Origin of the sequence: Rhizobium sp. CECT 9324, assembly GCF_918741265.1 — a bacterium.
Lineage (GTDB): Bacteria > Pseudomonadota > Alphaproteobacteria > Rhizobiales > Rhizobiaceae > Allorhizobium.
Genome location: NZ_CAKKMZ010000001.1, coordinates 2,068,811 through 2,083,364 on the forward strand (window position 1 = coordinate 2,068,811; position 14,554 = coordinate 2,083,364).

Below are 14,554 nucleotides of genomic sequence, written 5' to 3' on the forward strand. Positions count from 1 at the left end.
GCCCTTTACAGAAAGGCCGGGCGCAACTATTCGAGGGCCACGTTTTTTAAACCGTTCCCCATCGGACCAGTTTCTGTCGAGGTTGAGAACCAGATCTATGCGCAATGAAATCGAGAATGTAGTCGACGAAATCAAGCAGGCCATAAGCCTGCTGAGGAGGCATCTTTGACTGGGATCAGGCGGTAAGACGACTGGACTGGTTGAACAACAGGGCCGAAGACCCGAACCTCTGGAATGATGCTCAGGAAGCTCAGAAGCTGATGCGCGAGCGCCAGCAGCTGGATGACAGCATTTCCGGCGTCAAGCGTCTCGAACAGCAGATGCTGGACAACATCGAACTGATCGAGATGGGCGAGGAAGAGGGCGACGACAGCATCATCAAGGATGCCGAGGATCAGCTCAAGGCCCTGAAGACCGAAGCGGCCCGCCGTCAGGTCGAAGCCATGCTATCGGGCGAAGCCGACGGCAATGACACCTATATCGAAGTGCATTCCGGCGCTGGCGGTACTGAGTCCCAGGACTGGGCCAACATGCTGCTGCGCATGTATATCCGCTGGGCCGAAAAGCAGGGCTTCAAGGTCGAAGTGCTTGAAGTGCATGACGGCGAAGAAGCCGGCATCAAGTCGGCGACCGTGCATATCAAGGGCCACAATGCCTATGGCTGGATGAAGACCGAATCGGGCGTTCACCGTCTGGTGCGCATCTCGCCCTACGATTCGAATGCCCGCCGCCACACCTCGTTCTCGAGCGTCTGGGTCTATCCGGTCGTCGACGATTCGATCCAGATCGACATCAACGAAAGCGATTGCCGCATCGATACCTACCGGTCGTCGGGCGCCGGCGGCCAGCACGTCAACACCACCGACTCGGCCGTGCGCATCACGCATATTCCGACCGGCATCGTCGTGCAGTGCCAGCAGGAGCGTTCGCAGCACAAGAACAAGGCCAAGGCCTGGGACATGCTGCGGGCCCGCATGTACGAAGCCGAACTGAAGAAGCGTGAAGACGCAGCCAATGCCGAAGCCGCCTCCAAGACGGATATCGGCTGGGGCCACCAGATCCGCTCCTACGTCTTGCAGCCCTACCAGTTGGTCAAGGACCTGCGCACCGGTGTCGAAAGCACCGATCCGGACAATGTCCTCAACGGCGATCTGAACCCCTTCATGGAAGCAGCCCTTGCCCACCGCATCAGCGGCAAGGCGGATGCGGTCTCCGATATCGACTGATCTGTTCTCCCGGGCAGAACAGGATCAAACAGAAAACGGCGGCGGGACCTCAATCCCGCCGCCGTTCTTTTTACTGAATCATTAAGGCGTTTCGCTAATTGCGTTAGCGCCTGCCGTCGCCGGCTTTTGTCGCAGCGTGACAGTCGCGAGGATCAGCACCGCCGTGGCGCAGGCGGCCACCGTGGCAACCATCGGCAGGGCGGTTCCGTCGGCAAAGATGCTGGCAATCCCGATCACGCTCGATGCCGTGACGAATTGCAGCGTGCCCATGAGGGCAGAGGCCGTGCCCGCAATCTTGCCGTGGCCGTCGAGCGCCAGCACTGCCGAGGTCGGAATGACCATGCCGAGGAAGCCGTAGGCGACAAACAGCAGGGCACACATCAGCGGCAGGCTGCCAAGGCCGAGTTCAAACAAGGCAAACAGGGCAAGCGAGGCCAGCGCGAAGCCGGTGACAGCCGTCCGGATCAGCCGCTTCAGGCCAAATCGCCGCGACAGCCGGCCGTTCATCTGCGATGCGCCGATGAAGGAGACGGCGTTCAGCGAGAAGACAACGCTGTAGAGCCGCGGCGACAGGCCGTAATGATCGATCAGCACGAAGGACGAGTTCGCGACATAGATCATGTAGCTCGACATGCCGAAGGACGCGATGAAAACCAGCCCAAGATAATGCGGATCACGCAGCAGCGTGCCATAGCTGGCAATTGCGCTTCTGAAGTTGCTCTGGCTGCGCGCCTCTGCCGTGCGCGTTTCCGGCAAAAGCGTCGCCACCAGGATGATGCCGAGGCCGGCCGCCAAGACCATCACCCAGAAGATCGCCCGCCAGCTGCCGACGGTGGTCACCAGGCTTCCAGCAAGCGGGGCGAGGATCGGCGAGACGCTGAACACCAGCATCAGGCGCGACATCAGGTGCGCGGCGGCAACCCCGGTCAGAAGATCGCGCACGATCGCCCGACACAGGACGGCGCCGGCACAGGCGCCGACACCCTGCAGCGCACGAAACGCAATCAGCCATTCGATGCTGGGTGCCAGCGCGCAGCCGACGCCGCCAAGGGCAAACAGCACAAGGCCGAAATAAAGCGGCTTCTTGCGGCCGATCATGTCGGAGACCGGCCCATAGACGAGCTGGGAAAGGCCCATGGCAACGAAGAAGGAAATCAGGCTTGCCTGCACGGCGCCGTCGTCGGCATTGAGCGCAATGCCGATTTCCGGCAGCGAGGGCAGGTACATGTCGATGGCAAACAGGCCGACCGCGGTCAGCAGGCCGAGCACGATCGGAAGGGATGCAGTGGTTTTCTCAGACATCAAAAAATAGCCTTTGCGTCACCCGGGGAGGGAGCGGCGGGGGAGGAAAATACGAAAAGGGGTATGGCGTTGAACAGGAAGGGGTGTCGGCCGCAAACGTATCGGGACACCATGTAAAAAATATTGGACACAATTGTCCAATCTGTCAAGCGGCTCTATGGTGCGCCATGGACACAAGAACGCATGCCCCGAATCTCCCCACAACCGAAACCGGTCCGCGCACCAAGCGCGATACCATCATCGATGCCGCCGCGGCGATTTTTTCCGAAAGTGGCTATCAGGGTGCCAGCATCGATGCGATCGCGGTGCGTGCCGACGTGTCCCGCCAGACGGTTTACAATCAGATCGGCGACAAGGAGAAAGTCTTCAAGGCGGTCGTCGCCGAAGTGACGCAGCGCTCCAGCGCCGGCTTTTTCTCGGTGCTGGAAACCTTTCCGGACCAGCCGACCGATCTGGAAAATGACTTGGTCGCCTTTGCTGGGCGCCTGCTGCGGGTTGCCGTCTGCGAGCCGAATGGCCGCTGGCTTTTGCGCCTGCTCTCGCTCGAAGGTGTCCGCCATCCCGAACTGTTCGCCTCATGGCGCGAATACGGGCCGGGCCGCAAACATCCGGCCATGGCGGCGCGTTTTGCCCAGCTTGCCCATGCCGGTTTTCTCGATATCGACGATCCGTCGCTGGCCGCCCGCCAGTTCATGGCGCTGATCATGTCGGATGTGCGTGCCGATCTGCAATTGGGCATTCCGATCCCGGAGGCCGAGCTGGACAGCCTGGCGCGCAACGCCGTCAGGACGTTCCTGCGCGCCTTTGCCCGGCGCTGATAGTCCACGCCGATTGCCATATCCAGTCGCTGGAGCCGGATATTGGGCGGGATCAGTTGCTGGCGCGTTCGACGCGGATATCGCCGAGATCGTCGATCAGCACGGTCCATTCCTCGGCCCGGTCGGCCTGGGGGCTGGTCTTCAGATAGACGGTTGCCATGAAGCCCGGCTCCTCGCCGACGCCGGTCATGCTTTCCGGCATGATGCCGGTCACATAGGGACGTATCGCGCTGAATTCTTCCAGTTCGACACTTTGCACCAGGCGCGGGCCGGTTGCTTCCGCCGCAATCATCTGCAGGTAGATCTTTGTCGTCCTGTCCTGCTGGCGTATGGCCGCAAGCTTGTAGTAGCCGCGCGCGCCGGTCGCGTCTGCAGAAGTGCCGGTTTCAGCTTCGGTATTCTCGTCCGGCATGCCTTCCGGCCCGGTGATCCAGAACCCGCCGCTGACCACGAATGTCGCGGTCACGGGCAACTGGCCGATCTCGTCGGCCAGCACCGGCGTGGCCGCCGATAGCGATAGCGCCAGCAGCCATGTTCGGCCAAGCGCAGGCAATTTCAAACCAAGACCATCCATTGGCATCACCCATTACGCCGTCAATTGGCAAATTGCTCGGCCAGAATCCGGTCCGACCACGAGCGGTCCGGGTCAGACAGGATATGCGCCGTCGTATCCTCAGATTGTCCGATCTCGACCCTGAGCACCGATTTGACCTCGGAATGATCGGCAACCGCATTCACCGGCCGCTTTTCCGGCTCCAGCACCTCCAGCACCACCTTCGCCCTGTTCGGCAGCAGCGCACCGCGCCAGCGCCGCGGACGGAAGGCGCTGACCGGCGTCAGCGCCAGAAGCGGCGCCTCCAGCGGCAATATAGGCCCATGCGCCGAAAGATTATAGGCAGTCGACCCGACCGGCGTCGCCACCATCAGGCCGTCGCAGATCAATTCCTCGAGCCTAACCTGGCCGTCGATCACCACCCGCAGCTTGGCCGCCTGGTAGGATTGCCGAAACAGCGACACCTCGTTGATCGCCAGCGCATAGGAAATCGAACCGTCGGCATTGCTGGTCGTCATCTGCAGCGGATGGAAATCATTCTCGACGGCCTGCGCAATGCGCTCGTCCAGCCGCTCGGTGGAAAAATCATTCATCAGGAAGCCGACGGAACCGCGGTTCATCCCATAGATCATCTTGCCGCTGTTCATCGTATCATGCAGCGTCTGCAGCATGAACCCATCGCCGCCGAGCGCCACGATGACATCGGCCTCGGTGGGGGCGACATGGCCGTAAAGGCGAATCAGTTCGTCGCGCGAAGCCTGCGCGTCGTCCGTGTTGGAGGCGATAAACGACAGTGACCGGAACGATCGAGACATGGCGGACCCTTTTGAACAGGTGCCAGTGGTACATGACAAAGCCTTGGAACCACAAGCCGTTTGCGCCGCCAAACAGTTCCCCCGACTGGCTTTTTGCCCCCGGGTGCCAATATCGCCCGCTAACCATTTCTTCTAACCATCCTGCAATTTTTTGCTTTACGGCAAATCATTTTCGTCTTATTGACGGCGCCACTGCCCTTGTAGCTCAGTTGGTAGAGCACCTGATTTGTAATCAGGGGGTCACGAGTTCGAACCTTGTCGGGGGCACCACTTTTTCTCTTCAGCTTGGCTGGTATTCTGGTACGCGTGTCTATGCAGCGCGGCCGGAATTCCATTGGCCGGCTCGGCGGCGCAGACCTGCCGACGGCAGGCTGCCCGCGTCAACGTGATGTCCGGCTGAAATACCTCCGGTCGATACCCGTCTCTTCCAAGCGGCTTTATCCAACGATGTTCTTGTGTATCCTGCCGTCCTTGACGATGACGACGAAATTCTGCGCCGGATCCTCGATCAGTCCGATCTCGGCCAGCGGGTTGCCGTCGACCAGCAGCAGATCCGCCAGCGCGCCTTCCTCCACCACGCCAAGCTTGCCTTCGTAAGGGTTGCGCAATCCTGACAAAGCCAGTATCTGGCCATTGTCCGCCGTGGCCATCTTGAGAATTTCGGCCGGCTGGTACCAGCGGGTCAGCTTGGCCAATTGCGCATTCTGGCGCTTGGCGAGCTTGGCGTCGAAAAGCGTATCACTCCCCCAGCCGGTCTTGACCTTGTGTTTCTTCGCCAGCGCATAGGCATTGTCCGTGCCGCTGAACATTTCGATCTGCTTTTTCCGGTTGGCGGAGCCTTCCGGAAACGGCGTCGCATCCTGATCATCGAGAAAGGGCTGCAGGCACCACCAGATGCCCTTCTCAGCCATCATCGCGACAGTCGTGTCATCGAGCAGATTGCCATGTTCGATGCACCGCACCCCGGCATTGATCGCCTGCTGCACCGCTTTCGGCGTATAGGCGTGCACCGTGGCATAGGTGCCCCAGTTCTCGGCGGCGATGACACCGGCCTGCATTTCCTCCAGGGTGAACTGCGTCACATCGAGCGGATCGTAGAACGACGACACACCGCCGCCTGCCATCAGTTTGATCTGCGACGCGCCCAGCGCCAGTTGCTCGCGTGCGCGCTTTCTGACAGCGCCCGGATCGTCGGCAATCGCAGCAGCGCCCACCCGTTCGCTGTATGAATAGTCGCCGGGTTGCGAAGGCAGTTCATTGGGCATGCGGAAATCGCCGTGCCCGCCGGTCTGCGAGATGAAGGCACCCGACGGCCATATGCGCGGCCCAGCCGCAAGGCCTGTGTCGATACCACGCTTCAGGCCGAATGCGGGGCCGCCCATATCGCGGATCGAGGTAAAGCCGCGCATCAGCGTGTCATTGGCTTCCTTGACAGCAGCAACGTTGATGAAGCCGATATCGGCAGTCAGCACGGCCGCCTGCGGGACCGAGGCGAACATGATGTGGGTATGCGCATCGATCAGGCCCGGCATCAGCGTCCGGCCGTCACCGGCAATCCGGGTCAGCGCGACATCGGCGGGGGAGGCGATTGGAGCGGTTGAAATGGCTTTGATCGTATTGCCGACGATCAGGACGCTGGACGGTTCCGAAAGCCTGTCCGACACACCATCGAAGATACGGACATTTTCAAACAGGATACCGTTGGGCTGGCCCGATTGGCCTGTCTGCGCTTTCGCCGCGGTCGAGATGCTCGACAGTCCGGCGGCGGCAAACACCGCACCGGCTCCGAGAAAGAAACCGCGCCGGGAGAGATCGGCGTTCATCCGCATTGTGAGGGCGTTCAGAGCTGGATCGCAGCGCCGGCATGTATCGATATCGATCAGGCTGTCGTATTTGCGTCCAAATCGCACAGGCATATCGATACCCTTCAGGAAGGTTAGCAGATCGATCTTTCGGCATACTATCAATATCGGCTTCGTGTTCAATCAAATAAGGATCTGATTTTATATTGTTGTGGTTTGACCTTTGTCAAAAATATCGCATGTTTTTTCTTTTGGCAGGATTATTAATTTGTCCTTCTGTTGAATATATCGAATGAGTGGTGAAGATCTGGAGAGTTATAGTACAGAGTGTCGCGGTGATGCCAGTCTGCGCTTTCAACGGGAGATGGGCTTGTGTTCAGATGTAAGGGCGCTACGACCCGTCTTCTTGCCGGGAGTGCAATGCTGCTGCTCTCGTCTTTGCCGCAGGCGGCAGCGCAACAGGCCCCCACCGGCCCATCGGCCGCGATATCGGCCCTTGACGCCGGAAACGCAGCCGAAGCCTCGTCTCTGCCCGATCGCTGGAAGCTGATCGTCAGTCCCTATGTCTGGGCCCTGTCGCTGGATGGGGATGCGTCGTTGGCCGGCTTCGACACCCATGTCGACGTGCCGTTTTCCGAGACGCTCAAACATCTCGATCTGGCCATCATGGGCAATGTCGAAGTCACCAACGGGCGCTTTGGTTTTTATGTCGACGGCCAGTATGCGCAAACGAGCCAGGAGGAGGAATTGCTGTCCAACGAGCTCGCGGTTGGGATTACCACCACGACATTGGCGCTCGGTGCCTTTTACCGCGCTTACGAGGTCGAACTCGGCGGACTGACCGTGTTCAACGAAGCGCGGGTTTTTGCCCTGGAGCCGACGATCGGGTTGCGTTGGACCAAACTGGAGGCAACTGTCGATGCCCTTGGCCTGTCGGTCACCAAGCAGGCCAACTGGACGGATCCTTTCATCGGTCTACGATTGAACGCCGACCTCGACGAGCGATGGAACCTGTGGGCCGAGGCCGATATCGGCGGTTTCGATATCGGGTCGAAGATCAGCTACAGTGCACAGGCCTTTCTTGGCTATCGCACCTTCGTTCTCGATCATCCAACGGTCTTGCGCCTGGGATATCGCGTCACCGCGCAAGACTTCGAAACGGATGATTTCACCGGCAGCAACAAATTCCAGTGGGACGTCACCCAGCATGGTCCGATCATCGGTTTTTCCATGCAGTTTTGATCGGCGTGGCAGGATCAGGCGTAGCCGATGAACTCGGGCGCGACCTGACGATTGGCTCCGTAGTCGCGGGCAAAAGCATTCTGGCTGCGCCCCATGGCCTGAAGTTCGATAACGGCCGGGCGTGTGGCACCATCGGCATAGGTTCCGGTGTCCGGCGTTCCCGTGGCAGTGGCGCGTTCAACTGTGCGGATCGCGTTCAGCAATGTCAGCATGTTTTGTCCTCCAGATGAGTGCGGAAACGACGATACGCCGCACTCGGTTCCTTCTTACGAGCCATTCCATTGACCAAGCGTTAACCATAACTGGCGAGACGACTTTTTGATGGCCGAACCGACGACGCAGTCGGGCGACCTCGCCAATTGATCTGCGGGTCGCGAGCATCTTGACGATTGTCATATACGCCGCGCAAACGCGCATGCTAGAGCCCGGCTTTGTCGAACAGGAGCAAGGCTGATGGAAGTCCGCGATTCAAATGGAACGGTCCTCAATGAGGGCGACAACGTGACCCTGGTGAAGGACCTCAAGGTCAAGGGTACGTCCGAGACGCTGAAGCGCGGCACGGTGATCAAGGGCATCCACCTGACCGACAATGAAGACGAGGTCGAATGCCGCCATGCCAAGATCAAGGGCCTGGTTCTGCGCACCGAATTTCTGAAGAAAGCCTGACCCGCGCGATAGCGGGCATGATCGTTGTCAAGAATCCAGATAGATTCGCGCGTCGCGGCTAAGTCTGGCAGTAGACAATCGTCAAAAATACCGGCGTAGTGATGCAGCGGTAATCTTGCGACGGAGCTTCGTTATGATCTTCGGTATGACGCCTTTTACGTTCTTTCATGTCCTTCTCAGTCTGATCGGCATCGCGGCGGGTTTTGTCGCGCTGCAGGGCTGGCTCCGGTCGGAACTGCGCGCCGGCTGGACGGCGATATTTCTCGGCACCACGATTGCGACGGTGGTGACCGGCTTCTTGTTTCCCTACACGCTCTTCACCCCGGCCATCGGCGTTGGCATCATCACCGCGGTGTTTCTGGCGGTTGCCGTCTATGCCCTTTACCGCGGGCATCTGTCGGGCTATTGGCGGCCGGCTTTTGTCATCTGTTCGGTGGTTTCGCTCTACCTCAACACCTTCGTTCTCGTGGTGCAGGCCTTTCTCAAGGTTCCGGCCCTCAACGCATTGGCACCGAACGGCTCCGAGCCGCCATTTGCCATCGCCCAAGGCCTGGTACTCGTCGCCTTTCTTGGTCTCGGCTATCTGGCGACCGTCCGCTTCCGCCCGGGTCTCGCGCAGGGCCTGCGCTCGCGGTTCTAGCCGCGAAACACTCTAGCTGTCCGCGTCAAGGCGCGCGGCCTCCTGAATGTCGCGGATCAGGTCGGGCAGGGCGCTTTGCACCCTGTTCCAACTCGGCATGAACGGTGTCGCGTTCGGATTGTCCAGGTAGACATTGCCGGCCTCGATCAGGTTGGCGGCGAACAGTTCCACCGCCTGCTCCTCCCGGTGCCGGTCGGTGGTCAGCCCGTTCATGCGCGCGTCGTGGTGATAGGTCTCCACCAGATCGAGTGCCGTCCGGTAATAGGTGGCCTTCAGCGTGCGGAAGGCGTCCTGGCTGAACACCACCCCATCGGTTGCCAGTTTTCGATACAGCGCCTTGGTAATGTCGATCGACATGCGCGACAGGCCGCGGGCCGCATCTTCCGGCGAAAGCGGCTGGTGCTTGTGGTCATAGGCATCGGCGATGTCGACCTGGCAGATCGAATGGTTCGAATAGTTGCGCCACAGCTCCGACAGCACGCCGATCTCCAGCCCCCAGTCGGATGGAATGCGGATATCCGACAGGATATGGGTCTGCATGGCGAACTCGCCAGCCAGCGGATAGCGAAAGGCCTTGAGGTAGTCGATGTATGGATGATGCCCGATGACCTTTTCCAGGCTGAGCAGCAGGGGTGTCACCAGCAGCCGTGTGACGCGGCCATTCAGCGAACGGTCGGCGATGCGGGGATAGTAGCCCTTGGAAAACACATAGGGAAAACGCGGATTGGCGACCGGATAGACGAGACGCGCCAGCATCTCGCGGGAATAGGTGACGATATCGCAGTCGTGCAGTGCCACCACGCCCGGTTGACGTGCCCCGAGCAGGTAACCCATGCAGAACCAGACATTGCGTCCTTTGCCGGGCTGGTCAGGCGACAGGTCCTGCGCCTTGAGCTTTTCGTCAACCGCACGAAGTCGCGGTCCGTCATGCCACAGGATCGTGTGCTTTTGCGGCAGGCGGGAGAAATACTGCCGGGCATGCTGGAATTGCGCCCGGTCGGCCTGATCGAGCCCGATGACGATTTCGGAAATATAGGGAACCTGCGACAGCTCCGAGACGATGTGTTCGAGGGCAGGGGTTTCCAGTTCGGAATAGAGCGATGGCAGGATCAGCGTAATCGGACGGCTGGAGGCAAACACCGCCAGTTCCTTCTCCATCCGGTCGAGATCGCGTTCGCGCAGATTGTGCAGGGTGGCAACCACCCCGTTCTGGTGAAAATCGGCCATGATATTCCTTTCGAAAAATGCGCGGTTGCCGCCGCGTCAGAGCAATCCTGTTGCAACGAGATGATGGATCATGCGGTTCCAGCCGGCAGGCCCCGGTTCTTCGGAGCGCAGGATGAGACCCTGCCGTTCCCGTTCGGTGACCGGCAATGGTGTGTGGGACGGATTTGCGATGATGATGCCGAGATCGGCCGCCTGCAGCATCGCCAGGTCATTTGGCGCATCGCCGAGGGCCACCGAAACGACCGCCTCGCCGGATTGCCGACGATAAAAGGCCACAAGCTCTGCCATGCGGACTGCTTTCGATGTCCTTGGCATCACGGTGAAGAAGCGCCCGCCCTGTATGGCCTGGAAGCCGGCGACCTCGAGCAGCGCCAAAAAGGCGTGCCTCTGCACGTCGCTGCCTGTAAAATGGCCGGGTTCGGAAAAATTGCGCTGCTTGGCAAGCGCCGCGGCCTCGAGTGAAAGCCCTGTGGCCAGTGCCACCTTTTCGACGCTCCAGTCACCGAAACCGGCGAAACAACCACGCAGCTCTTGCGGCAACGCCGCAAGAAACAGCCGTATGTGTTGGTAGAGACTCGGCGAATCATCGCCGCCACGCTCCGGATTCCGCCAATTGGCGATGCCCGCACCGTTTTCGACGATCAGCGGATAATCCATGCCAAGCGCCAGCGAAAGAGGCCGCATCTCGGCCTCCGTCTTGCTGCTAGCGAGAATGAGGGCAATGCCGCGCGCCTTCAGAAGCGCCAGCGCTGGCTTCGCCGCCTCGAAGGAATAGCTGTCGTGATCGAGCAGCGTTCCATCGAGATCGGTGAAGACGACGATCATTTTGCCAGATGCTGGCGCGACGCATAAAGCGCGATCGCTGCCGCATTGGAGACGTTCAGCGACTTGATCGCGCCCGGCATGTCGAGGCGTGCCAGTGCAGACACGGTGTCACGCGTCTTCTGCCGCAGGCCCTTGCCTTCGGCGCCGAGCACCAGCGCGATCTTGTCGCCTGTCAATGTGCTTTCCATCGGTTCGGGACCGTCCGAATCAAGCCCGATGGAGAAAAAGCCGAGCTTGTGCAATTCGGCCAGCGCATCCGACAGGTTGGTGATCTGGATATAGGGGATCATTTCCAGAGCGCCCGAGGCCGACTTGGCCAGCACGCCCGATTCGGTCGGGCTGTGGCGCATGGTTGTGATCACTGCACCGGCGCCGAACGCCACGGCCGAGCGCATGATCGCGCCGACATTGTGCGGATCGGTGACCTGGTCGAGCACCAGCAGCAGCGGGCTGTCCTGCAGCGCTTCCAGCCGGCGCACGGGCAGGGGCCTCGTCTCGAGCATCACGCCCTGATGGATCGCCTCCGGTCCGAGGATCTTGTCGAGATCCTGCGGGGTGACCATCTCGACCGGAAAGCCGAGGGCCGCCACAGACTCGATCTGCAACCGCACCAGCGCGTTCTGGGTCGCCGACAGCTTGATCAGCTTGCGCTCGGGATTGTCGAGAGCCGCGCGCACGGTGTGCAGGCCATAGAGATGGACCTGATCGGGCGCCACCGGCGGCGGCGTCCAGTCGGCATTGCTTTTGCGTCGCTTTTGCGGCTGCGGGGTTGGGATTTCGCCACGCTCGCGCTTTGCGTCGCGCACCTGACGGCGCAGCGTTGCATAGTGGGTGTCACGGGAGGATTTGTCGTCGGAAGTGTCTTTTGCCATGCAGCCCTTATAACGCTCCGATGCATCTGGGGATAGACCCGGGGCGAAAGCCGAGCATTTCTGGGGCTGCAAAATTTTTCGAGATTTTTCGTATGTCATCGTGTTGACATCAGGGAATTGGGCAGTCATATACCCGCCGCAGACCGAGGGGGCGCCGCTCCACCGGTCTGGAATGAAAAGCTTGGTCGCTTTGATCCGGACGAAAAACTGGAGAGATGCCCGAGTGGTTAAAGGGGACGGACTGTAAATCCGTTGGCTCAGCCTACGTTGGTTCAAATCCAACTCTCTCCACCATTCGTCCTCGGATCACACATCGCGGGTATAGCTCAATGGTAGAGCAGCAGCCTTCCAAGCTGAATACACGGGTTCGATTCCCGTTACCCGCTCCAAGTCTTATGCCCAACACATTGAAATTACGAGAATTTATCAAATTGCTTTCCGTTGCGGGAATGTCGGTTTGATCTCGCGTTGCGCGCGCGCTTAGCCGCCTTTCTGAGCGCCATCTGCAGCGAGCATTTATCGCTTGCGCAATCCTCTCGAAACCCTTAAACGGCGGACCAAACCGGTTTGCCCGGGGCAACCTCTTTTCGTTCATAGGAAGCATTCAAATGGCAAAGAGTAAGTTTGAGCGCAACAAGCCGCACGTTAACATCGGCACGATCGGCCACGTTGACCACGGCAAGACGTCTCTGACGGCTGCGATCACCAAGTATTTCGGTGAATACAAGGCCTACGATCAGATCGACGCCGCTCCGGAAGAAAAGGCACGTGGCATCACCATCTCGACGGCACACGTCGAGTATGAGACGCCGGCCCGCCACTACGCCCACGTCGACTGCCCCGGCCACGCCGACTACGTCAAGAACATGATCACCGGTGCAGCGCAGATGGACGGCGCGATCCTGGTTTGCTCGGCTGCCGACGGCCCGATGCCGCAGACCCGCGAGCACATCCTGCTCGCCCGTCAGGTTGGCGTTCCGGCGATCGTCGTGTTCCTCAACAAGGTCGACCAGGTCGACGACGCAGAACTGCTCGAACTGGTTGAGCTGGAAGTGCGCGAACTTCTGTCGTCCTACGACTTCCCGGGCGACGACATCCCGTTCGTCAAGGGTTCGGCGCTTGCTGCTCTCAACGACAGCAACAAGGAAATCGGCGAAGACGCAGTGCGCGCGCTGATGGCCGCTGTCGACGCCTACATCCCGACGCCTGAGCGTCCGATCGACCAGCCGTTCCTGATGCCGATCGAAGACGTGTTCTCGATCTCGGGTCGTGGTACGGTTGTGACGGGCCGCGTCGAGCGTGGTATCGTCAAGGTTGGCGAAGAAGTCGAGTTCGTCGGCATCCGCGACACCAAGAAGACGACGGTTACCGGCGTTGAAATGTTCCGCAAGCTGCTCGACCAGGGCCAGGCCGGCGACAACATCGGTGCTCTCGTTCGCGGTATCCAGCGCGACGACGTTGAGCGTGGTCAGGTTCTTTGCAAGCCGGGTTCTGTGAAGCCGCACAAGAAGTTCATGGCAGAAGCCTACATCCTGACGAAGGAAGAAGGCGGCCGTCATACGCCGTTCTTCACCAACTACCGTCCGCAGTTCTACTTCCGCACCACCGACGTGACCGGCATCGTGTCGCTTCCGGAAGGCACGGAAATGGTTATGCCTGGCGACAACGTCACGGTTCAGGTTGAGCTGATCGTTCCGATCGCGATGGAAGAAAAGCTGCGCTTCGCGATCCGCGAAGGCGGCCGCACCGTCGGCGCCGGCATCGTTGCCTCGATTATTGAATAATAATCGAGTGTCGATGGCGAAACCTGCCGACGCAGATTGAAATGCACGAACGGCGCGCAAGCGCGGTTCGTGTGCGGCGCCGGCATCGTTGCCTCGATCATCGAGTAATTTTGATCCCGCACGGGATTGAAGACAAAACCCCGCTGGAGACAGCGGGGTTTTTTGTTGCTCAATCGCATGGGTGCCGGTTGCCCATGCCGCAACTCTGCCGGGCGCTGCAATCACCGTCTATATGGAGGCTGCGGAACGATTCTTCAGCGCTCGTCGACCTCCTCCTCGATTTCAGGCCTGGCCAGCTTCAGCAAATCCGTCACCATGTAGCCGTCGATGGTCATACCCCTGACGTCGCATTCGGCGATCGACACGTTGATCAGGCTGGCGAACCGGATCGAAGCTCCGTCGAGGTCCACATGGCGTAGCGCGACCGAGCGCATGTCGATATTCTCGAACGTGGCACTCTCCATTGACGTCTTGCGGAATGTCGCGTGATAGGCCCGCGCGTCGCTGATCAGCACATTGTCGAGATTGACGTCGCTGAACACCGCTTCCTCCAGATTGACATCGACGAACCGGGAGCCGCTGAGGTTGGCGTCTTCGAATTCTGAGGCAGGCAGGGTGGCATTGTGGATTCGGATCATGAAAGCTCCCATCGCAGGCAACCGGGCGTTTGATTGCTTACTATTGGCCAATTGCCCCGTGCAGGCAAGCGAGCCGCCCACCATGGCGCTGTTTGCTCCCGGGATGTCGGGAAAGTCCTGACAGCGGCTCTGCAGGGCAGCCAT

General features: G+C 60.0%; 15 protein-coding genes and 3 tRNA genes. 9 read left to right on the plus strand and 9 right to left on the minus strand.

Annotation, left to right across the window (positions count from 1 at the left end):
• Window positions 1–97 precede the first annotated feature (97 nt).
• Window positions 98–1,226 (plus strand): peptide chain release factor 2 gene (prfB, locus tag LQ231_RS10230; RefSeq protein WP_113141046.1). Its coding sequence is split into 2 segments (ribosomal slippage): window positions 98–166 and window positions 168–1,226, totalling 1,128 coding nucleotides; the frame shifts between segments, so codons are not numbered across the junction.
• A gap of 81 nt (window positions 1,227–1,307) precedes the next feature.
• Here prfB and LQ231_RS10235 read toward each other — a convergent pair.
• A complete protein-coding gene (locus LQ231_RS10235) occupies window positions 1,308–2,528 on the minus strand; it encodes a multidrug effflux MFS transporter (RefSeq protein WP_230171263.1) in 1,221 nt (406 codons plus the stop codon).
• A 167-nt stretch (window positions 2,529–2,695) separates the two neighbouring features.
• Between LQ231_RS10235 and LQ231_RS10240 the strand changes: the two genes are divergently transcribed.
• Window positions 2,696–3,346, plus strand: coding sequence for a TetR/AcrR family transcriptional regulator (locus LQ231_RS10240; RefSeq protein WP_230171264.1), 651 nt, complete (start codon window positions 2,696–2,698; stop codon window positions 3,344–3,346).
• A 52-nt stretch (window positions 3,347–3,398) separates the two neighbouring features.
• On the opposite strand, the gene LQ231_RS10245 is transcribed toward LQ231_RS10240, so the two are convergent.
• Both LQ231_RS10245 and LQ231_RS10250 read right to left on the minus strand, forming a co-directional pair.
• Entirely contained in the window at window positions 3,399–3,920 is a 522-nt protein-coding gene (locus LQ231_RS10245; protein ID WP_230171265.1) for a hypothetical protein, read from the minus strand.
• 20 nt (window positions 3,921–3,940) lie between these two features.
• Window positions 3,941–4,714, minus strand: a complete 774-nt coding sequence (locus LQ231_RS10250) for an NAD kinase (protein WP_113141050.1) — start codon at window positions 4,712–4,714, stop codon at window positions 3,941–3,943.
• A 194-nt stretch (window positions 4,715–4,908) separates the two neighbouring features.
• Between LQ231_RS10250 and LQ231_RS10255 the strand changes: the two genes are divergently transcribed.
• Window positions 4,909–4,984, plus strand: a tRNA-Thr gene (locus tag LQ231_RS10255).
• Between the two features lie 167 nt (window positions 4,985–5,151).
• On the opposite strand, the gene LQ231_RS10260 is transcribed toward LQ231_RS10255, so the two are convergent.
• Entirely contained in the window at window positions 5,152–6,630 is a 1,479-nt protein-coding gene (locus LQ231_RS10260; RefSeq protein ID WP_230171266.1) for an amidohydrolase family protein, read from the minus strand.
• A 306-nt stretch (window positions 6,631–6,936) separates the two neighbouring features.
• Here LQ231_RS10260 and LQ231_RS10265 point away from each other — a divergent pair, with 306 nt between their 5' ends.
• Window positions 6,937–7,758: a hypothetical protein gene (locus LQ231_RS10265; RefSeq protein ID WP_230171267.1), complete on the plus strand. Its 822-nt coding sequence runs from the start codon at window positions 6,937–6,939 to the stop codon at window positions 7,756–7,758.
• Between the two features lie 14 nt (window positions 7,759–7,772).
• On the opposite strand, the gene LQ231_RS10270 is transcribed toward LQ231_RS10265, so the two are convergent.
• The gene (locus LQ231_RS10270) at window positions 7,773–7,970 is read right to left on the minus strand and encodes a hypothetical protein (protein WP_230171268.1); all 198 of its coding nucleotides are present in this window, start codon (window positions 7,968–7,970) and stop codon (window positions 7,773–7,775) included.
• 241 nt (window positions 7,971–8,211) lie between these two features.
• Between LQ231_RS10270 and LQ231_RS10275 the strand changes: the two genes are divergently transcribed.
• On the plus strand, window positions 8,212–8,424 hold the full coding sequence (locus LQ231_RS10275) for an alkylphosphonate utilization protein (RefSeq protein ID WP_113141052.1): 213 nt from the start codon (window positions 8,212–8,214) through the stop codon (window positions 8,422–8,424).
• Between the two features lie 133 nt (window positions 8,425–8,557).
• Window positions 8,558–9,064, plus strand: coding sequence for a hypothetical protein (locus LQ231_RS10280; protein ID WP_230171269.1), 507 nt, complete (start codon window positions 8,558–8,560; stop codon window positions 9,062–9,064).
• A 12-nt stretch (window positions 9,065–9,076) separates the two neighbouring features.
• On the opposite strand, the gene LQ231_RS10285 is transcribed toward LQ231_RS10280, so the two are convergent.
• From LQ231_RS10285 to rlmB, 3 genes are read right to left on the minus strand one after another with little or no spacing between them, the layout of a single operon-like run.
• Window positions 9,077–10,291, minus strand: coding sequence for a glycosyl transferase (locus LQ231_RS10285; protein WP_230171270.1), 1,215 nt, complete (start codon window positions 10,289–10,291; stop codon window positions 9,077–9,079).
• 36 nt (window positions 10,292–10,327) lie between these two features.
• Window positions 10,328–11,116, minus strand: coding sequence for an HAD-IIB family hydrolase (locus LQ231_RS10290; RefSeq protein ID WP_230171271.1), 789 nt, complete (start codon window positions 11,114–11,116; stop codon window positions 10,328–10,330).
• A complete protein-coding gene (gene rlmB / locus LQ231_RS10295; protein WP_230171272.1) occupies window positions 11,113–11,988 on the minus strand; it encodes a 23S rRNA (guanosine(2251)-2'-O)-methyltransferase RlmB in 876 nt (291 codons plus the stop codon). The genes LQ231_RS10290 and rlmB overlap by 4 nt, the downstream gene beginning before the upstream one ends.
• Window positions 11,989–12,197: 209 nt before the next feature.
• Here rlmB and LQ231_RS10300 point away from each other — a divergent pair.
• The 3 genes from LQ231_RS10300 to tuf all read left to right on the plus strand — a co-directional run bounded on the left by LQ231_RS10300 (window position 12,198) and on the right by tuf (window position 13,772).
• Window positions 12,198–12,282 (plus strand) — tRNA-Tyr (locus tag LQ231_RS10300).
• 21 nt (window positions 12,283–12,303) lie between these two features.
• Window positions 12,304–12,377 (plus strand) — tRNA-Gly (locus LQ231_RS10305).
• A gap of 219 nt (window positions 12,378–12,596) precedes the next feature.
• Window positions 12,597–13,772 carry an elongation factor Tu gene (gene tuf, locus LQ231_RS10310; RefSeq protein WP_230171273.1) on the plus strand — a complete coding sequence of 392 codons (1,176 nt, stop codon included), beginning with the start codon at window positions 12,597–12,599 and terminating at the stop codon, window positions 13,770–13,772.
• 254 nt (window positions 13,773–14,026) lie between these two features.
• On the opposite strand, the gene LQ231_RS10315 is transcribed toward tuf, so the two are convergent.
• The gene (locus LQ231_RS10315) at window positions 14,027–14,410 is read right to left on the minus strand and encodes a pentapeptide repeat-containing protein (RefSeq protein WP_230171274.1); all 384 of its coding nucleotides are present in this window, start codon (window positions 14,408–14,410) and stop codon (window positions 14,027–14,029) included.
• Window positions 14,411–14,554 lie beyond the last annotated feature (144 nt).